The following is a 24,756-nucleotide window of genomic DNA, read 5'->3' on the forward strand; positions in this document are numbered from 1 at the left end:
AAACGGCTAAAATTGCTAAAATACCCTTGCACTTATCCGACAAGAACAGATGTACCGAAAAACGAACGAGTCTTCAATAGCCCCAGAAAACTTTGAGTTGCCTTTTGAGGGAAAATTATCAGCAGATAATCGCTGGATAATAATGGCAGAGTTAATTCCCTGGGAAGAATTTGAAGAAGAATATGCCCAAAATTTTGACGAAGAAATGGGTGCGCCAGCCAAACCATTTAGGATGGCATTAGGAGCATTAATTATTAAGGAAAAATTAAAAACAAGCGACAGGGAAACCATAGAGCAAATCAAGGAAAACCCCTATTTACAGTATTTTCTAGGGATGTCAGCCTATAGTAATGAAGCTCTATTTGATGCGACAATGTTCGTTAATTTTCGTAAAAGAATCAGTAAGAATTTAATCAATAAAATTAATAAAAGAATGGTGATGAGAGAGAGAAAAAAGAAGGAAATTGAAAAAAAAGTCAAAGAAAAGAAGAAGAAAAAGAGAGTCAAATAAAAAATAAAGGAAAATTAATATTAGATGCAAGTTGCGCAGCTGCTGATCTAAGTTATCCCCAGGATTTAGGGATATTAAATCAAGCAAGAAAGAAAACAGAAAACATTCTAGATTGTCTCTATCAAAATTTGATAATCAAGCTGAAGAAAAATCCAAGAACTTATAGAAAAAGAGCGAGAAAAGATTATTTAAAAGTAGCCAAAAAACGTCGTTGTTCTCAAAAAGAAAGACGAGAAGCTATCAAGAAGCAACTGCAATATATCAAAAGAAATCTATCTCAAATAGAGAAATTAATCGAGGGGGGATCAGAGTTAAGTAGTCTCAGCAAAAGAAACTACAAAATGTTGTTAGTGGTGACAGAAGTTTATCGTCAACAATTGTGGATGTGGGAAAATAAATCATCGAGAATTGATGATAGAATTGTGAGTATAACCCAACCACACATCCGCCCTATCGTTAGAGGAAAAGCCGGAAAACCAGTTGAATTTGGAGCAAAAATCTCAGTAAGCTGTTTTGAGATTTATGTATTTTTAGACCATTTAAGTTGGGATAATTTTAATGAATCTTGGGACTTACAAGCGCAAGTAGAAGAGTATAAAGAATTCACAGTATATTATCCAGAATCAGTTCATGTTGATAAAATTTATCGAACTAGAAAAAATTTAGCTTGGTGTAAAGAAAGAGGAATTAGAATCAGTGGAGTTCCTCTAGGAAGACCACCTAAAAATATTAGTAAAGAAACTAAAAAACAAGCTCTTGAGGATGAAGGAATTCGGAATGCAATTGAAGGTAAATTTGGTCAAGCAAAAAGAAGATATAGTCTTGATTGTATCATGACAAAACTTGATAAAACTTCAGAAACTTCCATTGCCATTGCTTTTTTAGTCATCAATCTTTCTAACCTGCTTAGACAGGTTAACTGTCTTTTTTTGTCCCTATTTCTTTATACATCTAAATTTAGCTTTATTCATCCCTCTTTGATTAGAAAAGATGATAAAAAAGCTGATTATCAACAGAAAAACTTATCTTAAATTCGGGCTGATTTTTGAGAGTTTTTGTTTTTTACTTTTTGCCGCAAACCCTATGTAAATGGCATGGGATTTCGAGGCATTGAGAGAGTGACAGGAGTCTCACGAACAACCATTATGGATTGGGTCAAACAAGTGGGAAAACTGCTGCCTGATTCCTATAATTCAGAAACGATTCCAGAAGTGGGAGAACTAGATGAATTAGAGACCTTTGTTGGTAAAAAAAAGAACAAAATCTGTATAGGGACGGCTGTTGACCACTTTCGAGATGGAATTCTTGGATGGGTAATTGGTGGTCTCGCAAGGCGAGTGCCTTCGGCAACATAGTGCAGACACATTTCAACGTTTATGGCAAGCTATCTCATTTTGGCAATGTTATTTTTGGGTAAGTGATGGAAATCCATTGTATCGAATATTTATCCCTGACGGGGATCAGATTGTTAGCAAAACTTATAGGACAAGGGTAGAGGGAGAAAATACAAGATTACGTCATTACTTAGCGCGTCTTCATCGTAAGACTTTCTGCTATTGAAAATGTGTCAAAATGTTAGAAAATTCCCTACCGCTTCTAATTCATTACCTTAAGTTTAAGGATGTTCCAGTTCCCTACACTTTTGCTTGATTCATCTTTACATCTGACAACGCCCAATTTTTAACCGATGTTACTCGCTGGTATTGGCGTAATGTGTGAGGGGTTGAAACCTAAACTCATCTAGAAACAGACCCGTTCCTTTTTTTGATTGTTCGGCCAAGTTTCACAGAGACGAAATTTCGCCTCTGTTAGCCAGACCGATAGCCGATGGAATTCCTAATAATTTTCTTGCGGATTTGTGGCAGCAGCATTTTCTTGGTAGGAAAGGCTGCTACCGAACTCGAATTCCTGTCCGTAGGCTTCCTCTCCGTGTTGAGGCACGTCTAACCCTTCTGCTTCCGTATTCGGTTTAACCCGCAGGTCCATAAATAAACCGAGAACTTTCAGGATAACAAAAGTACCGACAGCAGCAAAGATATAAGTAGCGGCAACGCCAACAAATTGCGTCCACAGTAACCCCGGATTCCCAAAAAATAAACCATCATTTCCGGCTGAATTAACCGCTTTTGTGGCAAAAAGCCCCGTAAGCAGCGCCCCTATGGTCCCGCCGACACCATGGACGGGATAGGTATCCAAAGAATCATCAAAGCGCAATTTTGCCCGCAGACTAACCGCAAAAAAACAACTAAGGGCAGTAATCGAACCGATGAGAATCGCCCCAATCGGCAGCACATAACCGGCAGCTGGAGTTATACCGACTAATCCCCCCAAAAATCCACTAGCAATACCGATCGCCGTCGGTTTACCGCGTAAAATCCATTCTATCAGCATCCATGTCAAACCACCGGCCGAAGCTGCGATACTGGTATTAACAAAAGCTGTCGTGGCTAGGGAACTAGAGGAAAGCGCACTACCCCCATTAAAACCAAACCAACCGAACCAGAGTAAACCGATACCCAGAAGAACAAACGGCACATTATGGGGTGCATAGGCTTGGACACCAAAACTACGCCGCGGACCGATCACCCAAGCGGCCACCAGTGCGGAAATCCCAGAACTAATGTGAACAACGGTTCCACCGGCGAAATCCAGCGCCCCAGTGGCTGCCAACCAACCCTTACCCCAAACCCAGTGAGCTAGGGGAGAATAGATAAAGGTGGACCAAAGCAGTAAAAACCAAAAATAGGCTTTAAAGTTGACCCGTTCCACGATCGCCCCCGAAATTAAAGCCGGGGTGATGATGGCGAACATCATCTGATAGACCATAAACACTTGATGGGGAACGGTGGGTGCATAACCGATATTGTCAGGTGCGGCCGCGGTGACACCGTTAAGAAAAATCCAATCTAGTCCCCCGATAAAAGCTTCAATTCCCTCGCCAAAACCACTTTTACCCGGGGTGACATCGAAAGCGAGACTATAACCCCAAAGCACCCAAGTTACACCGATGACGCCCATGGCCACCAAACTCATCATCATGGTGTTGAGGACGTTACGCGAACGCACTAAACCCCCATAAAAAAAAGCCAGTCCGGGGGTCATTAATAAAACTAAAGCCGACGAGATCAGCATCCAAGCGGTATCTCCAGCACTAATCGGATTGGGGGGAGCGGCGGCGATGGTTTCCGCAAAAACTGGGGCAACTCCGCAATTGAATCCCAGTCCCAGCAAAAGTATGGTTATTCCTACGATCTTTTTCATTGACGGTTGGTGCCTAGTAGCAAGATTAATTTTTTCTGTCCGGAAAGAGACAAAAAACCGAAAGAGAAAAGGTTTAGAAGCCAATTATAGCCACCGATCGCATCGGGGCGAGGTCTTCTTCCTTTTCTCTTTAACTTTTTTCGGGGTAAATTAATCTATCTTTACAAGGTTTACCCTAACGACTGCTAGGCGTTTCCATGTCAACACTGGAAGCATAATGGCCACCAGCAACGATATCGGACTCCTTGACGAAACCGCTATAGGCTTCCATCCCGTGTTCGCCTATATCCAAACCTTCCATTTCTTCTTCGGGAGTAACACGAATACCGAGGGTAGCCTTGAGGATTGTCCAAACAATACCACTAACAATCACGGTAAATGCCCCTACTGCTACAATCCCGATAATTTGGTTAATAAACAGTTGGAATTGACCGGTGATTAAACCCGCATCTTTGTTGAAGATACCCACGGCTAAAGTTCCAAACACACCACAGACGAGGTGAACGGAAGTGGCACCCACGGGATCATCAATTTTCAGGTTATCGAAGAAAGCCACCGAGTAAACCACGACCACACCAGCAATTAAACCGATAATTAAGGCCGACCAATAGGATACACCATCACAACCGGCAGTAACGGCTACTAAACCGGCGAGAATACCGTTAATAATCATCGAAAGGTCGGGTTTACCATCTTTCGCCCAAGCGGTAAAGGTAGCGGCAATGCCACCCGCGGCCCCGGCGAGGTTAGTGGTGACAGCGATATAGGGTACAGTTTCATTAACTGCCAAAGTAGAACCGGGGTTAAAACCAAACCAGCCAATCCAGAGAATTAAACAACCCAAGGTCGCAATACTCATGTTATGGCCGGGTAAGGCACTGGTGCGACCGTTGATGTATTTACCCATTCTCGGGCCGAGAATTGCCGCCCCGGTTAAGGCAGACCAACCACCGACCGAGTGAACCACCGTCGAACCGGCGAAGTCCTTAAAACCAAGGTCGGCTAACCAACCGCCACCCCAAACCCAGTGACCGGTGATCGGGTACATGATACCAACGATAATTAAGCTAAAAACGAGGAAATCGACGAATTTAATCCGTTCTGCCACGGCCCCGGATACAATGGTTGCCGCCGTTCCCGCGAAAGCGACTTGGAACAGGAAGAACACCGAGGTGGGCAAAGAGGCAGGCATAACGTAGGTGGCGGGATCGCTACTGCTGAGGAACCAGCCTCCTGTACCGAAAAATTCGTTACTGACAGACCCAAACATCAGGGAGAAACCGATTGCCCAAAATGATATGGTGGAGAGGGCGAAAACGATCAGGTTTTTAGCCAGAACGTTAACGGCGTTTTTCTGGCGACAGAATCCCGTTTCTAGCATCGCAAACCCCGCATTCATAAAGATAACGAGGATGGAGGCAATTAAAACCCAGATTGTATTGAGGGCGTTTTGGACATCTTCGGGGGTTAGGGGTTTCGCATCTTGGGCCTGTACGGCTGTGTTCCAAACCACGAAAATAATCGCGGACAAAGGAACACAGGCTAACCAGACAGGGTTAATTTTCGGTAACAAACCGACAAGTTCCCCAGATTTTCGAGCAATTCGTTTCATCGTTAATTCGTTTACTTTGTTGAGTTAGTAGGTCGATTCATTACTTTTGAAAATAATCACCGAGCAATTATGTCCGTTCAACCGCTAAATCCTAGGAACAGAGGTCAATCATTTCAGAAGACCAAACACCTAGGGATTTATCTTGATGTGTGAGTAGTCAATGTTTTTTGATCTTTGTTTTTTTTTATTTGAGATTTCTGTATCCTCTGATACGTTTCACTTTAAAATAATAATAGTAGAGAAGTGATCAAGAATTTAGTTATCAGATGTGAGTTTTCAGTTCACTGATTACTGTTTACTGTTTACTGGACGGCTACGCCGTGCCTTTGGCAACACTGAAAAAAGCTTCCCACTGATTACTGTTTACTGTTTACTGATCACTGATCAAGTCTCCCCTCCTTTGGAGAAATCAACCATGGCCCAGGCAACGGAATTCGATCGCACAATGATGCAAAGATGTCTAACCCTTGCTAGGCAAGCCTTGGGGCGCACTTCTCCTAATCCTTTGGTGGGTTCTGTGATCGTTCAAGAGGGGACAATTATCGGCGAAGGTTTTCACCCGGGGGCCGGACAACCCCATGCGGAAGTTTTCGCCCTGAGACAGGCAGCAGAAAAAGCCCGTGGTGCCACTTTATACGTCAATCTTGAACCCTGTAACCACTATGGACGTACTCCCCCCTGTAGCGAGGCAATTGTGCAAGCAGGCATTAAAAAAGTGGTGGTGGGGATGATCGATCCTAATCCCTTGGTGGCGGGGAAAGGCATTCAAAGATTAGCATCGGCAGGGATCGAGACGCTGGTGGGGGTGGAGGAGTCCGAATGTCATCAACTCAATCAGGGTTTTATCCATCGCATCACCGCTAAAAAACCCTTCGGTATTCTCAAATATGCCATGACTCTCGATGGCAAAATTGCCGCTACTAGCGGTCATAGCACTTGGATTACTAGCCCCGCTTCTCGCCAAATCGTCCATCAATTGCGGTCGGCCTGTGATGCGATTATCGTCGGCGGTAGCACTGTCCGTCAAGATAATCCCCACCTCACCACTCACGGCCTCTCCGATCATAATCCCCTGCGCGTGGTCATGACTCGATCGCTTGATTTACCTCCCTCGGCCCATCTTTGGGATACCAGTCAATTTCCCACGCTTGTCTATACACAAATTGATTCTAATGTCAAGCTTAAGCAACAATTATTAACAAAAGGCGTGGAAGTGATCGAACTAACCGAGGTGACACCCACTTTAGTGATGGAAAATCTTTATCAAAGGGGATTTTGTCAGGTTTTGTGGGAGTGCGGTGGCGGTTTAAGTGCGGCAGCGATCGCTGAGGGCATGGTACAAAAAATTATCGCTTTTATCGCACCCAAAATCATCGGGGGAATCCAGGCACCCACTGCCGTGGGTGATTTAGGATTCCAGTTAATGAGTCAAGCTTTACAGCTAGAAAATGTCACGGTTAATTATCTCAATCCCGATATTTTGATTGAGGGATATCTGCCAAGTGAAAAGTAGAGCTACTGCAATTCTGGCTCAATCAGCAAATCTCAACCAACCGCTTGTAAAAGTAAAAAAGTCATCGATAACCCCGATAATCTGGCACTTACCCCTAATTTTTGCGATCAAGTTCTAGAAATCGCCCTGCTGCCGTTAAATCCCTTTATCGGTACGGTTATCACCCTAAAAGAAGTTGGGCAATCGCTCTCTGATCAATAGTGCCATCTTCGAGCAAAATAAAAAAGTTAGAATAGTCAAGCCCTTACTGATTGAACGTATGACGGTACTCGAAAAAGGTAATATCACGATTCATACCGAGAATATCTTCCCTATTATCAAAAAATCTCTCTACACTGACCATGAAATTTTTCTGCGGGAATTGATATCCAATAGTGTTGATGCCATCTCGAAATTAAAAATGGCTTCTTTAGCAGGAGAAGCGAGAGCAGAAGTACCCGAACCAGAAATTAATCTCGCCATCGATAAAGAAAATCGTACCCTATCAATTACCGATAATGGCATCGGGATGACGGGGGAAGAAATCAAGAAATATATTAACCAAGTTGCCTTTTCCAGTGCGGAAGAATTTATCAATAAATATCAAAAATCAGCCAACGATTTAATCGGTCATTTTGGACTAGGCTTTTATTCGGCCTTTATGGTGGCTAAAAAGGTAGAAATTGATACTCTTTCCTATCAAGAAGGTGCTACCCCAGTCCATTGGTGCTGTGATGGTTCTCCGGAGTTTGAACTAACCGATTCTTCCCGCAGCCAAATCGGCACCACTATCACCCTAACTTTAATGGATGAGGAAGGGGAATATTTAGAACCTGCCCGCATTCGCCAGTTAGTCAAAACCTACTCAGATTTTATGCCCGTTCCCATTAAAATTGATGGGGAAGTGATTAATCAACAACGGGCTTTATGGAAAGAATCTCCTCAAAATCTGACGAAAGAAGACTACCTAGAATTCTATCGTTATCTCTATCCTTTCCAAGAAGAACCTTTACTCTGGGTACATCTGAATACCGATTATCCTTTCTTGCTCAATGGCATTCTTTATTTTCCCAAACTCAGACCGGATGTAGATGTCTCAAAAGGACAATTAAAGTTATTCTGTAATCAGGTTTTTGTCAGCGATCATTGCGAGGAAATTATTCCCGATTTTCTGATGCCCTTGCGAGGAGTTATCGACAGTCCAGATATTCCTTTGAATGTGTCTCGAAGTGCTTTAACCAAAGATCGCACCGTTCGCCGTATTGCCGATTTTATTGCCAAAAAAATTGCTGATCGCCTCAAATCTCTCTACAACGAAGACGCAAAAGAATATATTCGTTGTTGGGGAGATGTGGGGACTTTTATTAAATTTGGTTCCTTGAAAGAGGATAAATTTAAACAGCAGGTAGAAGATATTTTAATCTATCGCACTACCTACAAACCCCCAGAAACCCAGGTACAATTGGAAGCGCAAACCGCCGAAGGTGACGCATGGCAAGAAGCAACGGTGAAAACTCCCCTAGAAGCGATCGAACAGGAAGGTTATACTACTCTCAAAGCCTACCTAGAACGCCATAAAGAACGCCACGAAAATCGAGTTTTTTACTGTACCGATCCTCATAGTCAATCCACCTACGTTGAACTCTACAAAAATCAAGGCTTAGAAATACTTTTCTTTGATTCTTTCATCGATACTAATTACTTTATTCCTTTCCTAGAAAGAGAATACTCCGATGTGAAATTCACCCGGGTTGATTCTGAATTAGACTCGACGCTGCTCGAACAGGATCAAGCTAGTGAAATTATCGATCCCGCCAGTAATAAAACCCGGGCTGAATTGATCAAAGAAATCTTCGCCAAAGCCCTCGATAATTCCCGCATCAATATCAAAACTGAAGCCTTGAAATCCGATGATCCCCAAGCTACTCCCCCGGCAATTGTCTTACTTCCAGAAGCAATGCGACGCTTACAGGAAATGACGGCAATGATGCAACAAAAAGCCATGGCTTTCCCCGAAGAACATATTCTGATGATTAATACTAATCATCCCTTAATTCAACAGATTATCCAGATTAGTCAGGGAAGTATTGTTACCGGTAGCGGCGAATCTCCATCGGCGCAATTAGCGAAAATGCTCTGTCAGCACGTTTATGATTTAGCTTTAATCGCTCAAAAAGGATTTGATGCCGAGGGAATGCAAGCTTTTGTGGAACGTTCCAATCGCGTTCTGACTAAGCTAACCGAAAAGATTTAATCTATTGCCAAACTTTAGCTGTTTCGATATGCTGAGAGTGTGTTAGTTCACACTCTTTTTTTAACCTGATCAATATGATCTAGCGATAAGCTATCTTGCCGCCGTCAGCCTTGAATCAGTTAAGTAGTCGTGCAAAATTAATTTCCTAGTGAAGATAGGCAAGAGGCAAGAGGCAAGAGGCAAGAGGTGGTTAGATATGTGTAATTAATTTTGCTCAGGTACTTATCAGTTATCAGATGTAAGTTTTCAGTTCACTTATACTGTTTACTGTTTACTGATAACTGTTTACTGTTTACTGATAACTGAAAAATGCGCTTACCCACCCTCAAATATGAGCGAGGAACCTTAATTCTCCATCCACCACCAAAGGGGAAAAAATGGCTAGATTTTGCCACTTGGGATGATCGTATCGAAAGATTTCGCATTTTGGCCATTCATTATCGTCCTCTCGTGGAAACTCTACAGGAGGAGGGCATTAACTTCCAAGATGAAGCAAAAGCTTTCAACAATTTAGAATTAATTGCCAGTTTTGAACGGGAACCCTACCCCCACCAAACGGAAGCGTTAATCGCTTGGAAAAAATCCCAGAGAAGGGGTGTTATCGTCCTTCCCACCGCTGCTGGTAAAACCTATCTTGCCCAATTAGCTCTACAATCGACTCCCCGCAGCACCTTAATTATCGTGCCGACTATTGATTTAATGCACCAGTGGTATGCCCAGATGTTGGCGGCTTTTCCCGATGCCGAGGTGGGATTATTAGGGGGAGGTTCCAAGGATAATAGTGCTATTTTAATCGCCACCTATCAAAGTGCGGCAATTTATTCAGAAACTCTTGGCAATCGTTACGCTTTTTTGATTTTTGATGAATGTCATCATTTACCATCGGATTTCTTTCGGAAAATAGCGGAAGATTCGATCGCACCCTATCGTTTAGGCTTAACAGCAACACCGGATCGCGGTGATGGTAGTCATCAAGATTTAGATTATCTTATCGGTACAATTGTTTATCAAAAAAGTCCCCAAGACTTGTCAGGAAAAGCCCTAGCGGATCACGAAATAATTCAAATTAAAGTGAAACTATCTGCCAAAGAACAGGAAAAATATCAAGAAGCAATTAAAATTCGCAATGATTTTTTAAGAAAAAATAATCTCAGTTTGTCTGGTTTAGATGGTTGGCAAAATTTTGTCATGATTAGTGCCAGAAGTAGCGAAGGGCGCCGGGCGATGTTAGCGCACCGGGAGTCGAAGGAAATATCCTCCGGAACCCAGGGAAAATTGCGGGTTTTAGCCGAGTTAATCTGTGAACACCATCCGGAACCAATTTTGATTTTTACCAACGATAATGCCACAGTTTACCGCATTTCCGAGAGCTTTTTAATACCTGCCATAACCCATCAAACTCCCGTGAAAGAACGCCATGAAATCCTGACCCGTTTTCGTCAGGGAGAATACAAAATTCTGGTGACTTCCCATGTTCTCAATGAAGGGGTTGATGTGCCGGAAGCAGGCATCGCGATTATTTTATCGGGAACCGGTTCCACCCGGGAATATATTCAGCGTTTGGGACGGGTGTTAAGAAAAGGCCAACAAGAGGATAAACGGGCGATTTTGTATGAAGTGATAGCCGAAAATACCACGGAGGAAAAAACCTCCCAACGACGACGGGGAGAGCAGAAAAATAAAACTAGCTATAAAACCGCTAATCGACAATTGGAATTATTGCCTTCTCCTCCAAAAAAATCTTTTTCTTTCCCGAAAGCTGCCGAATCTTCTACCCCTTGGGTAAGTTCTCCAGAGTCAGAGGAAGAATAGAAAATTTCTCTGGGGGATTTTCCTCTATAATAAAGATAAAAAATCTGGATTGATACCCCTATGACCGAACTTGCCCAACAAAAATGTCAACCTTGTCAATCGGGTTCTTCTCCTATCACTGCCGAAGAAATTACCGCTTTACAGGCTAAAATTCCCGATTGGAATCTCTTAGAATACGAGGGTATTCCCCGTCTGCAAAAACTCTATAAATTTGCCAATTTTCAAGGGGCAATCGCCTTTACTAATGCCGTGGGAGAAGCGGCGGAAAAAGAAGGCCATCACCCCGCTTTATTGACAGAATGGGGCAAAGTTACCGTTTCTTGGTGGACCCATGACGTGGGCGGATTACATCAAAATGACTTTATCATGGCTGCCCGTACCGATGATATTTATCGTCAACAAAAGGCTTAATCGTAGGCACGAATCATCGCTTGGGTTCCCTGTTTAATTCCCTTGCCTTCGTCCAATTCCGCTACTACTTTAAATAGAGTTTCCGCTAAATCTGTCCCGGGCAGAATTTCCCCGGCTGTCTGGGCAGTTTCTTTGACTAATCGCAAATCTTTTAAAATATGTTCAATCATAAAAGCCGGCTGTAAATCTTGGGCGAGGATTTTTGGTCCCAAATTTTCCAAAGCCCAAGAACCCGCCGCCCCCGTTTTACAGACTTCTATGACTAAATTGGGGTCTAATCCTTGAATTTTTGCCATTTTTAGAGCCTCACATAGCGCCACCATGTGAACCGCCCCCAAGACTTGATTACAGAGTTTTACCGCTTGTCCGTTGCCGATTTCGCCACACCAGCGAATAGTTTTACCCATGGCTTGAAAACAGGGCAAACAAGTCTGAAAATCCGCTTCTTTCCCTCCCACCATAATAGTTAAAGTGCCGTTTTTCGCCCCAATATCGCCCCCAGAGACGGGAGCATCGAGAAAACGGAGATTATTTTCCTCTAGCTTTTTACCAATCATCCTAGCGGCTTGAGAGCCAATGGTACTCATATCCACCACCAGAGTTCCCACGACTGCCGATTCCATGACACCCCCAGGTCCTAAAATTACCGCTTCCACGTCAGGCACATCCCCGACGCAGGTAAAGACAATCTCGGCATCCCTGACGGCGGCGGCGATACTAGAACAAATGTTCGCACCAGAGGACCCGGCAATGGTTATCCCCGGCGCCTCTGGGGTACGATTCCAAGCATTGACAGCAAAACCTCGACGGACAAGATTAGTCGTCATCGGCGCTCCCATTACTCCTAATCCTAAAAAGGCAATTTTTTGACTCATAATTTTGGTAATCAAGGGAAAGGGGAATTATGAATTATGAATTATGAATTATGAAGTGGGGTATATTTTCAGTGAACAGTAAACAGTGAACAGTAAACAGTTAACTGATAACTGATAACTGATAACTGATAACTGATAACTGATAACTGATAACTGATTTAGGATTCTACCATTTGCAGAAATTGGGCTTCTGAAATGGTTTTTATGCCTAATTTTTGAGCCTTTTTGAGTTTCTCACCGGGAGCTTTACCGAGGAGAATATAATCAGTGTTCGCACTGGGGGAACCGGTAACAGTACCACCGACATTAATAATCAATGATTTCGCTTTCTCGCGACTGATTTTGCTGAAGGTTCCTAGTATAACTACGCTTTTTCCCTTTAGGGGATTTTCTGCGGATTCTTGACTCGTTTGGACTATCTCCGCTGCGGGTTGCACTTCTAAACTTGTGTCGGCAACCGGGATTTTTTCTGCTGCTACTACAGGGGTTTCCTTGGCAATCACCGGGGGGGTTTCTGGTTCTTCTACTACCGGAGTTTCACTAATAATTGCTTCTGGTTCATTAGTGTTAATGGGGGCAGTTTGTCGAGAAAAATCGTCTCTTTCTTGTTGGAGGTTTTGAATTTTAACCTCTAAAGCGGCGATTTCTTCTTGCTTAGTTGCTAACTCACCCTCAAACTTAATTTTTTCCTTTTCTAAAGCTTTAGCTGCCGTTTTTTGGACTTCTAAATCTTGAGTTAGTTGGCGATTTTGTTGGCTTAATTCCTCGATATGACGGGAAGTTGTGGTCTCTAATTGGTCTTTTTCGGCACTTAACTGGTGTAGTTGAATCTCTAAATTAGAAATGTTTTCCCGATAGGTTTCTAGCTGTTGCGGTAACTGGGTTAATTCCTGTAATTGCCCTTCTAAATGGGCAATTTTTGCCTGAGAATCGGCCAATTGTTGGGGTAACTGGGTTAATTCCTGTAATTGCCCTTCTAAATGGGCAATTTTTGCCTGAGAATCGGCCAATTGTTGGGGTAACTGGGTTAATTCCTGTAATTGCCCTTCTAAATCAGCAATTTTTTCAGCAGCAGTGGTTAATTCTGCCGATAATTCCCCTTTCTGGGCTGCTAAAGCTTGTAACTCCAGTTTAGCGGCTTCGAGATGAGCGCCGAGACTGTCCTTTTCGGCGGTTATGGCTGTCACTTGAGCGACGGTTTCTTGAAGTTTTATAGTTAAATTGTCGCATTCTTGGCCTAAAGAGAGCGATCGAGTTTGACTTGCGGCTAAATCTTCGCTGAGAGACTTTTTTTCCCGCTCTAACCCGCTAATTTGACCCTGTAAGCTGGCTATTTCCTGCTGTCCTCGCTCATACTGTTCTGTTTGGTGAGCCAGATTCTGTTCTAAGGTTTGAATTTGACCTTGCAAGCTGGGAATTTGGGCGGCTAAATCGCTTAATTCTCGGTTTTTATGCTCTAAATCGGCCACTTTTGCCCTTAATTCCTCGGCTTTTTCTAGTTCTTGCTGTAAGAGAGCTTTATCCTGTTCTAGGGTCTGAATTTGGCTATAGAGAGAGGTGGTCTGTTTTTTGGTCAAATCAAATTGACGGTTAATTTCACCTTTTTGCTGCTCTAAAGTTTGAATCTGTGCCTCTAGGCTAGTAATTTGGGCTTTTTCTCGCTCTAATTGCTCCATCAAACCAGCTTTCTCCGCTTCTATTTCCTTAGCGGTGGTTTTCAGGTGTTCGATTTCACCCTCACCTATCTGGACAGCTTGCTGGAGGGACTGGAGAGAATTTTCTAAATCCGTAGCTTTGTGCTGTAATTGGGCGGAATGTTGTTCTATGTAAATTATTTTGGCGTGCAGCTGCTGATTTTCGTCTTTTAAGTCTGATTGCGCCACATCTAAACCCTTGACTTGAGCCAATAAATCTGAGTTACTTTGCTGTAATTGCGCTTGTGCGACTAAAAGGGCGGTATTTTTGCTGACGAGACCAGAGCGCGACCAGAGGAATAGTCCTCCGAAAACAGCACTTAAACCTAATCCTTCATAAATTAATTCGTTGAGCATATCTACCCTCCTAGACAAGCGAAAAACAGCCACCTAACCGAACTGATGCGGCAATTTTGGTTATAGACCTACATCTCTACTTATATCAGTTACGGGGTACATTCGGGGGAAGGGCGGCGAAAAAGTCACTTCTTTCATCCCAGTGTAAAAGGTGATTTAGCTATTCGCGTCATGCTAACTTGTACCTGATCCCATTCTTGGGTGATTTCCAGGTCGATTTCTTCCTGATGATCAAAATAGTAAGCAACATTTTAGTCGTGTCAGTCCACTACTGGATCGGCGATCGCATAAATATTACCACAGTAGCTTAACAGGAGTCGCACTCAAGGTTCTGGTATTTGTAAATCTCGACAAATTTTTCGCATCAAGAATTCATTGATTTCACGATGGCGCGGAATGGCTGAAGATTTCTGATGGACACGATTTACATAAATCTTATGATTGCCGCCTTCTCTTAAGAATTCACAGCCACTATGTTTCTAAATGACGAATTAAGTTTATGCGTTTCATGCAGCCCAAAAAGTAACAGACTCTCGAATCACTTCTTGTCCTTGCAGTTGCTCTTCAGCTAACATACGATTAGCTTCTAAAACTAGCTCAATTGCTTCCTCTAAATTGCTTCTACTTTCTTCTAGAGTCTCTCCTTGAGTATTAGCTCCTGGCAATTCTTCGACAAAACCAATATAGCCTTTGGGAACTTTCTGGAATATTTTTGTTAGTTTTAGCTGCATGATTTACCTCAGAATTTTAAATTATATAACCCACCATCATTAAAGTTAGCGGTGCGTTAACATAGCGTAACGCACCCTAAAGAGGTGATCTCTCAACGTAAAATGCTTACTATGTAAGGATTTTACTCGATTTGAGCCTTGTTTAGCGTTTAAGTCCCATTAGTTTCCAGCCAGAAGTTTTGTACTCTACAGATTTTGAAAACTTTTTGAATTTGGGATAGCCTTTTTTTGCTAAACCTTTTTGGCTCTTCTCGACTTTGTGTGATAATTTTTGCTTATGGAATCCTGAAGTGCTTATTGGGCCAGACTTTTAGGACTATTTTGCGGATATTCTATCAGTATAGACCTTGTTTCCACACAGAAACCAGAAGAGCCCCTTTTTTACAGTTATCATAAAAACGGGATATAGAAAACCAAGCTCTTTCAGCACTTGCTTGACGAGCCATAGAGTTGAGTTTACCAACAAAAGACAGGGCAAGCGCATCTTAACAATCCTTGACAAAATGCACTTTGTGTGATTTGCTTACCCAGAGGGCGATTCAGACATATTTGAGGAGAATTTGCTCTCTCAATTGTTAAGCAAAAATCGACCAAATGTTAAGATTTCGTAACTATTCTGATTGACTGGTATCACCTGAAATGCCCACACAGTAAGCGGATCACAAAATTGGCCAATTGTCAATAGCTTTTGAGATGCTCTCACCCTGCTTTTAAAGCTTTTGTCAGCAACTAATTTCATTCTTATTCATCATCTAACAAATAAGCCATTATCTCTTCAGCGCTGCCTTTTTTTGCTGTTCCCATTGCTAAAGACTTTAAGGTTTCTTCGCCATTTTTAGCCATCTCATAGCGGCGTTTCTCAATGCGTCTTTTACGAATTAGTTCAAACAAATAATCTTGGTCTTCAATGGATAGACTCTCTACCGATTCGATCAGATCTTGAAAAAATGCGATACTCATTAAATTTTACTACTGTTAGTTAACTTTTTTTCCTGATATTTTATCACCAGATAGTCAAGTAGGGTGCGTCAGGCAATCCCTTGTTTTTAGGGAAAAAATCAAGAGCTAAATATTGCCGTAACGCACCACAAAGAAAGGTTTCAGCAGTCAAGTAGGGTACGTTAGACAATCCCTTGTTTTTAGGGAAAAAATCAAGAGCTAAATATTGCCGTAACGCACCACAAAGAAAAGTTTTTAGCTACTTTTATAAGCCGCTATGACGGAGGAGAGGCTCGGTACTAGGTTCGCGACCGCGGAAAGCTTTAAAAACATTCATAGGATGAGAACTTCCCCCCATAGCTAAGACAGTATCGCGAAAACGGCGGCCGATCGATTTCACTGCTTCTTCGTTATCTAATCCCACTTCCTCGAAAGCGGCAAAAGCATCGGCGCTGAGAACTTCTGCCCATTTATAACTATAGTAACCCGCCGCATAACCGCCGGCGAAAATATGCCCAAAAGAACACAAGAAAGCATCTTCCGGCAGGGGAGGAATTATCGTCGTCGTCGCCGCCAAACGCTGTCTAACTTGTTTAGGAGTTTCGCTGCCATTGGGTTGATAACGATGGTGTAATTCCAAATCTACTAAAGACAAATGTAACTGACGCAGCATAGCCGAACCGCTCATATAATTCTTAGCTAGAAGCAGTTTTTGATAGTAATGTTCGGGGAGAGTTTCACCGGTTTCGTAGTGTTTGGCCATACTCATTAAAGTAGGGCGATCATAACACCAATTTTCCATAAATTGACTGGGCAATTCCACCGCGTCCCACTCAACGTTATTAATACCCGCTGCGCCGGAATAGTCCACAGTGGTTAACATATGCTGTAAACCGTGGCCAAATTCGTGAAATAGGGTAGTTACCTCCTCAAAGGTCATTAAACTGGGGTTTCCGTCCACTGGAGGCGTTTGATTGCAGATTAAATAAGCCACAGGTAAACGCACCTCGGTGCCGGTTTTGGCCCGACCGATACAGACATCCATCCAAGCACCGCCGCGTTTTTCGGCGGGACGACTGTAGGCATCGAGGTAGAAATAGGCGATTTTTTCGCCCTTTTCGTCGTTAATCTGGAAATAACGCACATCGGGATGCCAGATAGGGGACTGACCGTCGGCGGCGATAATTTCTACCGCAAAAATCCGTTTAGCGAGGCTAAATATGCCTTCTAAAACCCGTGGTAGGGGGAAATAGGGGCGTAATTCCTCGGCACTAAAGTTAAACTTGGCCTGACGCTGTTTTTCTGACCAATAGGCTATATCCCAATGCTTGAGATCGTCGGTTCCCGCAAAAGTTTTTAAGGCCTCTAAATCCTGTTTTGCCGCTTCATAGCTTACTTGCCGCAAATTGTCAAGCAATTTCTCGATTTCATCCACAGAATTGGCCATTTTCCTGGCAAGACTGACCTCGGCGTAGGTACTATAACCTAAAAGATGGGCCTGTTCCTGACGAAGTTGCAAAATGCGATCAATTAAGGGATTATTATCCAATTCTCCCAGATCTGCCCGACTAACGTAGGCTTTATAGAGTTTTTCGCGCAATTCCCGATTATCGCTGTACTTCATAAAGGGGAAATAACTGGGAAAATCGAGGGTAATCACCCAGGGGCCGGTTTCGCTGCTGGCGTTAGTTTCCCCTTGGGTGCGGGCGGTTTGGGCGGCTAAACTAAGGAGACTAGGGGGTAAACCGGCGATATCTTCTGGGGTTGTTAGTTTCAGTTGGAAAGCTTTGGTGGCATCGAGGATGTTATTGGAAAATTTCGTGGTGATTTCCGCTAATTCCAGTTGAATCGCGTTAAATCTGTCTTTTTTCTCCCCTACTAATCCCACCCCGGCCAATTGGGCATCCCGCAGGGAAGCTTCGACAATGCGCTGTTGTGCCTCGTCTAATTGCCCCCAGCTTTCTCCTTGGCGCAGGGACAAAAATGCTTCATAAATGGGTTTACTTTGGCTTAAACGGCTAATAAACTCGACTACCTGTGGTTGTACGGTTTCGTAAGCTTGACGCAATTCTGGGCTATTTTTTACCCCCATCAGATGACCGATAATCCCCCAACTCCAGCTTAAACGTTCTTCGATCCGGGTGAGGGGTTCGACTAATTTTTCCCAAGTGGGGGCAATCTGCGCTTCTAGATCGGTTAATTCTCGGGCCAGTTCCTGCAAAAGTTGCGTCATGCCAGGGACAATCAGGCCGGGTTGGATTTGGTCAAAAGCCGGTAATCCTTGACCGGCAAGCAGCGGGTTACTGGTGTTCGTCATAATTGTTGGTCTGCAAGGGTGGGTAATCTGTATCTTTTACCACCCTAACCTAAATCCCTGACCATCTATCCAGGCGATCGAACGCCGGAGCTTTTTCAGTGATCAGTGATCAGTAATCAGTGATCAGTGGGGAGATGGGGAAGTGGGGAAATTGAACTAAAACCCCAAAACACTAAAACTCCAACACCTAAAACCTGTCTCCTATCTCCTGAATACTGTCTCCCGACTTGGAGAATACTGACTTCTAACCCAATGTGGGACAAAGATAAGCAAAAATTATTTATTGACTGCAAAAGATTGAGAATATTTAAATTAACATTCCGCAATATTTACAAATTCTTAAGAATTAATTGAGAAAGATTTTTATTTAACAACGATGTTACAAGGGTTACAGCGATTTGATAGAATTTCATAGTGGGTTATTCTGTGCTTTTTTGGGCAGCAATGGTTGAAACCCTTGCCACACCTAGAAGGTATTCCTAATTAGGACGGTTAAATCAGTCAATTTCACCCATAACGATGATCTTTTTTTTGTGTAGTTTTATTGCAAAAAAAAAGTTTTTTTGACAAAAAGCACAAAGTATGATATGGACAACGTATTTCTGGCTGCGAGTAATTATTGTAGAGGGGGAGAAGGGAGAAGGGAGAATAAATAAAAATAATCTCCCTAACCCCAGGAAAAACTTCTTCAGCAAACCCTAGTTAAGGCCTGCTCGATTCTCTGACTATCGAGGGAGCGGCCGATAAAGACCAAGCGAGTTTGCCGCATTTCCGTGGATTGCCAGGGTCGGTCGAAGAAAGAATCAAAGCGATCGCCGACTCCCTGTAACACCATACGCATCGGTTTATGGGCCACGTTAACAAATCCCTTGACCCGATAGATTTCTTCTCGGGCCACCAATTCTTTGATCCGTTGGGTCAAAATTCGGGCATCTACGGGAGAATCGAGGCAAAACTGCACGGAATTGATATCCTCATCGTGATCGTGTTCTTCCTCGTGATCATGATGACTAGGACGACTAGCTAAATCATCCTCGACGGCGGCATTAAATCCCAGTAGCACATCGGGGCTAATTTGTCCATCAGCACAAGTAACTATTTTGACCGTTGATCGCAGTTGTGTTTTCAGCCAATTAATAATTTTTTCTAATTCAATTTCGCTGATGAGATCGGTTTTAGTTAAGAGTACCAGGTCAGCGCAGGCTAACTGATCCTCAAATAACTCCTCAATGGGCGTTTCGTGTTCTAAATTGGGGTCTGCTTGCCTTTGTGCCGTTAAAGCGTCCAAATCCGCCACCAGACGACCCCTAGCGACAGCAAAACCATCCACCACCGTGATTACTCCGTCCACCGTCGCACCGTTGCGGATTTCCGGCCAGCGAAAAGCTTGAACCAGAGGTTTAGGTAAAGCTAATCCCGAAGTTTCGATCAGCATACAATCCAACTGTTGCCGTCGCTCCAGCAATTTCTGCATGGTGGGTAGAAATTCTTCCTGTACTGTGCAGCACAGACAACCGTTGGTCAATTCCACAATATTATCGTTAGGGTTGTCATCGCAGGTCTGACAACTTTTCAATAAATCACCATCAATTCCCACTTCTCCGAATTCATTGACCATAACGGCCACCCGTCGGCCTTGATTATTTTGTAGTAGATGACGGATGAGGGTAGTTTTTCCCGCACCCAGAAAACCCGTGATCACAGTAACTGGAATTTTGTGCATAGATAGAGCGATCGATCATGTTTCTAGATCAATCTATCAGAGTTCCGGTCTAGGGTTGAGGGTTTCAGCGCTAATTCTTTAGGATTGCGCCACCAATTGCCGGACTGTCACAAACTAGCTGAAATTTTCCTAGTTAGTCGTTATTCTGGTAAAAGTTTCAGCCGGCTAAAATAATCGCTGAAAAACTTTTGTGGGAGTGGATCATGTTACAACGTCTTTTTTTAGCTTTTACCCTCGCTTTTCCTCTTTATTTAAGCATTGCTATTCAACAAACTTCTCCTGTAGCGGATAGAGTAAATCGGCCTTCTTCTCGCGGAATCAATAAAATTGAGCAGACGGTAAAAACTATCCAAAAGCAATTAAAACAAGAGCATTCGGTTCAATTAGATTAATAAGTTTTGGCAACAAGAGGAGAGGTAAAACGGGTGCATCTCATTTTTGTAAATCTACTAATTTGGGATTTTTAAGGGGAAACTTTCTCCTAAAATTGGGCGTTACTTTCGGTTTTATCACTCAACCCTAGGGTTGAGTGATAGTAGGGTTGATTCATGAATCAACCCTACCCAAACCCCCCGTTGGAGCCCAAACCCCGGAGCGCATTAGTTTTTCGGTGGGATGCTTACACGCGATTGTTCATATTTTTGTACTAATTTAAGAGTCACCGATAATTCCTAATTGTCGGTATTTCTGCAAATGTGGGATGCACTAGCTAAAACTCCTTTCTTTCACTTTTGACTTGACAAACTACTGACTATTTGCTGCGAGGGACGGTATTCGGGAACTAAATCTTGTAGGGACTTAACTAAGCCCTGACGGTCATTAAGTTGAATATAATTAAGCAGTTGCTCTAATTTGGTTTGCAATTTGTCCCAAGCAAGAAAGTGTTCATGAGCGCAAAAAATTTTGGGGTGAGCAGTGGGACGAGCTTTATCGGTATCGATTAATAATTCTTCGTAGAGTTTTTCCCCCGGTCTTAATCCAGTGATTTCAATATCGATATCTTGCCCCAATTCCAAGCCACTTAAACGAATCATCTGTAGGGCCAAATCGTAAATTCTTACCGGTTCACCCATATCTAACAGGAATACCTCACCCCCTTGGGCCATGGCTCCCGCTTGTATAACCAAACGCACCGCCTCGGGAATAGACATAAAATAGCGAATAATATCGCGATGGGTGAGGGTAATATTCTTACGTTGAGCGATTTGTTCCCGGAAACGCGGCACCACGGAACCGCTGCTATCGAGAACATTGCCAAAGCGGACGATAGCGCAACGGGTGAAACTGTTGGGTAAAGCGGCCAAAGCTTGCACGACTAACTCAGCACAGCGTTTACTGGCCCCCATAATGTTAGTCGGTCTGACGGCCTTATCGGTGGAAATGAGAACTAAATTACTAACCGAATTCTTGATCGCGGTCTGAGCGACATTTAAAGTTCCCCAAACATTAGTATAAACACCCTGACTAGGATTGGCTTCCACAAGGGGAACGTGCTTATAGGCGGCCGTGTGATAAATTGTCTCAATTTGGTGTTGTTGGATGACTCGGGCCAGATGATTGCGGTCAAGAACATTGCCTAGATAGGCATACTTGTGTAAATCGGTATAATTTTCGCTTAAATCGAGATCGATTTTGTAGAGGGAAAACTCGTTTAATTCGTAGATTACCAAGCATTTTGGCTTGAGGAAGGCGATTTGTCGGCATAATTCCGAACCGATGGAACCACCACCCCCGGTAACTAACACCGCTTTACCGGTGACATTTTTTCCCAAAAGTTCGGGATGGGGTAGAATTTCTTCCCGTCCTAATAATTCCGAGACATCGACACTGCGAATCTGATTGATGGTCGCTTCTCCCGATAAAATCTTTGAGAGGGGAGGGACGGTTTTAATGTCGATGGGTAAAGTTTCTAGACTTTCGATGATTTGCCGCTTTCTGGCCTTGTCTAGGTTCGGAATAGCGAGAACAACCCAGTCAAAGGCCCGTTTTTGGTGCAGTAGTGCCAATTGAGAGGGGGAGTAAACCCTAATGCCTTGGATAACTCGCTGCTGCAAATTGGGATTATCATCAACAAAGGCCAATAAACGATAGTGGGGGTCATTTTGTAGGGAACGTGCTAATTGACAACCCACAATCCCCGCACCATAGATAACAATTCTCGGTTCTCTATCGACACTACTAACGTAAATATTCAGACGGTGAAAGACAGAACGAATCAACAATCTCACCCCGATAACCAATACTAGGGTTAACAATGCGTCGATAATCAGGACTGAACGCGGCAAAAAGGCATCCCTTTGAAAGTAGGCAAGACTGATTAAAACCCCTGAACTATAGAGAACCGCTTGCAGTACGGACGAAAGAAACTCTAATCCTGTATAACGTACTACGGGACTGTAAATACCTTTGAGATAGAAAACTAGAGTTTTAACGGTAATTAATCCCAATATTTGCCCTAAAAAAGGTCTAATTTGCTCATATTCGAGACTTGGATTCAACCTGAGAGAGAAGGCTAGATAGATGGTTAGACTAAAAATCAGGAAATCGGTGACAATTAAAAGAGATCGCTTCGATGACCTAGATAGGGAATTAGCTAATTTAAGGATTTTGTTGGCCAGTTTTCTATACATTATCCAATTGATTAATTAATTTTAAGTAAAATGATTTTTGGCTCTCCCCGACTTTCTGTGATAATCAGTGCTTATTATTTGTAGTAGTCTTGCTAGGCAGGGCTTTGAAGAATATATTTCTGGAAAATTACCCCTATTCTTCTCCCTTCCACATAGAAACAAGAAGAGCCAATATTTTTTTATAACAGTAGCGCTACTTGTCTTTCCGGAGATGATATCACCCAAATCCAATTATGTCAAGTGGCGGGATTTGTCAAGACTTTTTTTCCTTTTACCAACTTTTCATCTCTCCCCAAAAATTTTCTGCTCCCGCAAACTAGCCGATAAATGATCCCTAGTCAAGGGTTACAATCAAGAATTGACACAAAAATTTATCAACTAAAGTTATGAGTAATCAGTACGATGCGATCGTGATTGGGTCGGGAATCGGGGGATTGGTGACAGCGACGCAATTAGCGGCAAAAGGGGCAAAAGTCTTAGTTTTAGAGAGTTATCTGATTCCGGGGGGCAGCGCGGGTTATTTTGAACGAGAGGGTTATCGTTTTGATGTGGGTGCTTCAATGATTTTTGGTTTTGGCAAAAAGGGGACGACTAACCTCTTAACCAAAGCTTTGGCAGCGGTGGATATGAGTATCGAAACCATTGCCGATCCCGTCCAGATACATTATCATCTCCCGGACGGATTAGACTTAAAAGTTCATCGCGACTACGAACAATTTTTACAGGAATTAATTAGCCATTTTCCCGCAGAAAAAACCGGTATCCGGCGCTTTTACGATGAATGCTGGCAGGTGTTTAATTGCCTCAATAGTATGGATTTACTATCGTTGGAAGAACCCCGCTATCTGACTAGGGTTTTTTTCCAGCATCCTTTATCCTGTTTGGGATTGGTCAAGTATTTACCCCAAAATGCGGGAGATGTGGCCAGAAAATATATTAAAGACCCGAAATTATTGAAATTTATCGATATGGAATGTTATTGTTGGTCGGTAGTACCCGCCGATCGCACTCCGATGATTAATGCGGGAATGGTCTTTAGCGATCGCCATTACGGGGGAATTAACTATCCCCGAGGGGGAGTGGGACAGATTGCTCTCAAGTTAGTCGAAGGATTGGAAAAAGCTGGTGGCGAAATCCAGTATCAAGCGAGAGTGACTGAGATTATTTTAGATGCAGGACGGGCGATCGGGGTAAGATTGACCAATGGTAAGGAATATTACGCTAAAAAGATTGTTTCTAATGCCACCCGTTGGGATACCTTCGAGAAACTACTCCCCCCGGAATCTCTCCCGGGTAGTGAAAAAAATTGGCAAAAACGCTATCAAAAATCCCCCAGTTTCCTCAGTTTGCATCTGGGAGTCAAGGCCGATGTATTGCCATCAGGAAGCGAATGTCACCATATTTTACTAGAAGATTGGGAAAATATGGAAGCAGAACAGGGAACTATCTTTGTTTCTATTCCTACCTTACTCGATCCCTCCCTCGCACCCCCGGACCATCATATCATTCATACTTTCACCCCTAGCTGGATCGATCAATGGCAAAAACTGCCACCCCAAGAATATCAACAGAAAAAAGAGGCCGCTGCTCATCGTCTCATCGAGCGCCTGAAAAAACTCTTTCCCAAACTAGATACAGGATTAGATTATATCGAAATTGGCACGGCCCGCACCCATCGCCGCTTTTTGAATAGAATCGATGGCAGTTACGGCCCAATACCGCGAAGAAAACTGTTAGGCTTGTTAGGAATGCCCTTTAATCGCACAGCTATTCCTAATCTCTATTGTGTGGGAGATAGTACCTTCCCCGGTCAAGGATTAAATGCGGTGGCCTTTTCTGGTTTTGCTTGCAGTCATCGTCTAGCGGTAGATCTGGGTTTACCCCGTCCCAGAGATTAAAAGCTGAAAATCAGGATTTTTACCGGCGAATTCGCAAACGGGAAGAGAATAATTGACAGCGTTTCTCAGATAGATGAGCTGCATTTTGGCGACTGGAATTTTTACTTCGGCAAGGTTTAATTTATACTTCACCTTGAAGAGAAATGCTGTAGATCGGTTTTGCTGAAAGCGCGGGCAGCTTATTTTAGAGGAATTACTCACCAATGCAGCCAATAAAAACTGATAACTGATAACTGATA

Annotated in this window: 15 protein-coding genes and 4 pseudogenes; 8 read left to right on the forward strand and 11 right to left on the reverse strand. The window is 43.1% G+C overall.

Translation table 11 applies throughout. The features are described 5' to 3' along the window. The first annotated feature begins 49 nt into the window (after positions 1 to 49). Both myaer_RS19055 and myaer_RS19060 read left to right on the forward strand, forming a co-directional pair. A pseudogene (locus tag myaer_RS19055) lies at positions 50 to 1,553 on the forward strand (IS5 family transposase). A 28-nt stretch (positions 1,554 to 1,581) separates the two neighbouring features. Continuing rightward, positions 1,582 to 2,161, forward strand: a pseudogene (locus myaer_RS19060) (IS1 family transposase); the annotation flags it as partial. Between the two features lie 186 nt (positions 2,162 to 2,347). Here myaer_RS19060 and myaer_RS19065 read toward each other — a convergent pair. Next, on the reverse strand, positions 2,348 to 3,772 hold the full coding sequence (locus tag myaer_RS19065) for an ammonium transporter (protein WP_046663233.1): 1,425 nt from the start codon (positions 3,770 to 3,772) through the stop codon (positions 2,348 to 2,350). Positions 3,773 to 3,947: 175 nt separating this feature from the next. Next, on the reverse strand, positions 3,948 to 5,384 hold the full coding sequence (locus myaer_RS19070; RefSeq protein WP_046663234.1) for an ammonium transporter: 1,437 nt from the start codon (positions 5,382 to 5,384) through the stop codon (positions 3,948 to 3,950). A gap of 415 nt (positions 5,385 to 5,799) precedes the next feature. Between myaer_RS19070 and ribD the strand changes: the two genes are divergently transcribed. The 4 genes from ribD to myaer_RS19090 all read left to right on the forward strand — a co-directional run bounded on the left by ribD (position 5,800) and on the right by myaer_RS19090 (position 11,353). Further along, positions 5,800 to 6,897 (forward strand): bifunctional diaminohydroxyphosphoribosylaminopyrimidine deaminase/5-amino-6-(5-phosphoribosylamino)uracil reductase RibD, encoded by a 1,098-nt coding sequence (ribD, locus tag myaer_RS19075; protein ID WP_046663235.1) that lies wholly within the window; start codon positions 5,800 to 5,802, stop codon positions 6,895 to 6,897. A gap of 259 nt (positions 6,898 to 7,156) precedes the next feature. Then, positions 7,157 to 9,130, forward strand: a complete 1,974-nt coding sequence (gene htpG / locus myaer_RS19080) for a molecular chaperone HtpG (protein ID WP_046663236.1) — start codon at positions 7,157 to 7,159, stop codon at positions 9,128 to 9,130. Positions 9,131 to 9,439: 309 nt separating this feature from the next. Next, positions 9,440 to 10,942 carry a DEAD/DEAH box helicase gene (locus tag myaer_RS19085; protein WP_046663237.1) on the forward strand — a complete coding sequence of 501 codons (1,503 nt, stop codon included), beginning with the start codon at positions 9,440 to 9,442 and terminating at the stop codon, positions 10,940 to 10,942. Between the two features lie 60 nt (positions 10,943 to 11,002). Further along, positions 11,003 to 11,353 (forward strand): 4a-hydroxytetrahydrobiopterin dehydratase, encoded by a 351-nt coding sequence (locus tag myaer_RS19090; RefSeq protein WP_046663238.1) that lies wholly within the window; start codon positions 11,003 to 11,005, stop codon positions 11,351 to 11,353. Here myaer_RS19090 and myaer_RS19095 read toward each other — a convergent pair. The 8 genes and pseudogenes from myaer_RS19095 to cobW form a co-directional block, all read right to left on the reverse strand. Further along, positions 11,350 to 12,228, reverse strand: coding sequence for an NAD(P)-dependent oxidoreductase (locus myaer_RS19095; RefSeq protein WP_046663239.1), 879 nt, complete (start codon positions 12,226 to 12,228; stop codon positions 11,350 to 11,352). The genes myaer_RS19090 and myaer_RS19095 overlap by 4 nt on opposite strands. 158 nt (positions 12,229 to 12,386) lie before the next feature. Continuing rightward, a complete protein-coding gene (locus myaer_RS19100) occupies positions 12,387 to 14,279 on the reverse strand; it encodes a BRCT domain-containing protein (RefSeq protein WP_046663240.1) in 1,893 nt (630 codons plus the stop codon). A gap of 323 nt (positions 14,280 to 14,602) precedes the next feature. Beyond that, positions 14,603 to 14,789: pseudogene (locus myaer_RS22580) on the reverse strand (type II toxin-antitoxin system HicA family toxin). Further along, on the reverse strand, positions 14,786 to 15,010 hold the full coding sequence (locus myaer_RS19110) for a type II toxin-antitoxin system HicB family antitoxin (RefSeq protein WP_046663241.1): 225 nt from the start codon (positions 15,008 to 15,010) through the stop codon (positions 14,786 to 14,788). Before myaer_RS19110 ends, myaer_RS22580 begins: the two are co-directional and overlap by 4 nt. A gap of 160 nt (positions 15,011 to 15,170) precedes the next feature. Beyond that, positions 15,171 to 15,483: pseudogene (locus tag myaer_RS22745) on the reverse strand (hypothetical protein); the annotation flags it as partial. A gap of 268 nt (positions 15,484 to 15,751) precedes the next feature. Further along, positions 15,752 to 15,970: a hypothetical protein gene (locus myaer_RS19120; protein ID WP_046663242.1), complete on the reverse strand. Its 219-nt coding sequence runs from the start codon at positions 15,968 to 15,970 to the stop codon at positions 15,752 to 15,754. A gap of 244 nt (positions 15,971 to 16,214) precedes the next feature. After that, on the reverse strand, positions 16,215 to 18,266 hold the full coding sequence (locus myaer_RS19125) for a M3 family metallopeptidase (protein ID WP_046663243.1): 2,052 nt from the start codon (positions 18,264 to 18,266) through the stop codon (positions 16,215 to 16,217). Between the two features lie 688 nt (positions 18,267 to 18,954). Further along, positions 18,955 to 19,989, reverse strand: coding sequence for a cobalamin biosynthesis protein CobW (cobW, locus tag myaer_RS19135; protein WP_002784872.1), 1,035 nt, complete (start codon positions 19,987 to 19,989; stop codon positions 18,955 to 18,957). Between the two features lie 203 nt (positions 19,990 to 20,192). Here cobW and myaer_RS19140 point away from each other — a divergent pair, with 203 nt between their 5' ends. Next, on the forward strand, positions 20,193 to 20,381 hold the full coding sequence (locus myaer_RS19140; protein WP_046663244.1) for a hypothetical protein: 189 nt from the start codon (positions 20,193 to 20,195) through the stop codon (positions 20,379 to 20,381). Between the two features lie 333 nt (positions 20,382 to 20,714). Here the strand turns inward: myaer_RS19140 and myaer_RS19145 are convergent, their stop codons facing one another. Continuing rightward, positions 20,715 to 22,619 (reverse strand): polysaccharide biosynthesis protein, encoded by a 1,905-nt coding sequence (locus myaer_RS19145; RefSeq protein WP_046663245.1) that lies wholly within the window; start codon positions 22,617 to 22,619, stop codon positions 20,715 to 20,717. Positions 22,620 to 23,005: 386 nt separating this feature from the next. Here myaer_RS19145 and crtH point away from each other — a divergent pair, with 386 nt between their 5' ends. After that, positions 23,006 to 24,517, forward strand: a complete 1,512-nt coding sequence (crtH, locus tag myaer_RS19155; RefSeq protein ID WP_046663246.1) for a carotenoid isomerase — start codon at positions 23,006 to 23,008, stop codon at positions 24,515 to 24,517. Positions 24,518 to 24,756: the final 239 nt, after the last annotated feature.

Origin of the sequence: Microcystis aeruginosa NIES-2549 (assembly GCF_000981785.2) — a bacterium.
Classification (GTDB): domain Bacteria; phylum Cyanobacteriota; class Cyanobacteriia; order Cyanobacteriales; family Microcystaceae; genus Microcystis; species Microcystis aeruginosa_C.

Excerpts from the sequence above, each read along its gene's own strand:
- myaer_RS19120 (WP_046663242.1), bottom strand. The coding sequence starts at position 15,970 with ATGAGTATCGCATTTTTTCAAGATCTGATCGAATCGGTAGAGAGTCTA.
- myaer_RS19100 (WP_046663240.1), bottom strand. The coding sequence starts at position 14,279 with ATGCTCAACGAATTAATTTATGAAGGATTAGGTTTAAGTGCTGTTTTC.
- myaer_RS19145 (WP_046663245.1), bottom strand. The coding sequence starts at position 22,619 with ATGTATAGAAAACTGGCCAACAAAATCCTTAAATTAGCTAATTCCCTA.
- ribD (WP_046663235.1), top strand. The coding sequence starts at position 5,800 with ATGGCCCAGGCAACGGAATTCGATCGCACAATGATGCAAAGATGTCTA.
- myaer_RS19090 (WP_046663238.1), top strand. The coding sequence starts at position 11,003 with ATGACCGAACTTGCCCAACAAAAATGTCAACCTTGTCAATCGGGTTCT.
- myaer_RS19125 (WP_046663243.1), bottom strand. The coding sequence starts at position 18,266 with ATGACGAACACCAGTAACCCGCTGCTTGCCGGTCAAGGATTACCGGCT.
- crtH (WP_046663246.1), top strand. The coding sequence starts at position 23,006 with ATGAGTAATCAGTACGATGCGATCGTGATTGGGTCGGGAATCGGGGGA.
- myaer_RS19110 (WP_046663241.1), bottom strand. The coding sequence starts at position 15,010 with ATGCAGCTAAAACTAACAAAAATATTCCAGAAAGTTCCCAAAGGCTAT.
- cobW (WP_002784872.1), bottom strand. The coding sequence starts at position 19,989 with ATGCACAAAATTCCAGTTACTGTGATCACGGGTTTTCTGGGTGCGGGA.
- htpG (WP_046663236.1), top strand. The coding sequence starts at position 7,157 with ATGACGGTACTCGAAAAAGGTAATATCACGATTCATACCGAGAATATC.
- myaer_RS19095 (WP_046663239.1), bottom strand. The coding sequence starts at position 12,228 with ATGAGTCAAAAAATTGCCTTTTTAGGATTAGGAGTAATGGGAGCGCCG.
- myaer_RS19065 (WP_046663233.1), bottom strand. The coding sequence starts at position 3,772 with ATGAAAAAGATCGTAGGAATAACCATACTTTTGCTGGGACTGGGATTC.
- myaer_RS19140 (WP_046663244.1), top strand. The coding sequence starts at position 20,193 with ATGTTACAACGTCTTTTTTTAGCTTTTACCCTCGCTTTTCCTCTTTAT.
- myaer_RS19070 (WP_046663234.1), bottom strand. The coding sequence starts at position 5,384 with ATGAAACGAATTGCTCGAAAATCTGGGGAACTTGTCGGTTTGTTACCG.
- myaer_RS19085 (WP_046663237.1), top strand. The coding sequence starts at position 9,440 with ATGCGCTTACCCACCCTCAAATATGAGCGAGGAACCTTAATTCTCCAT.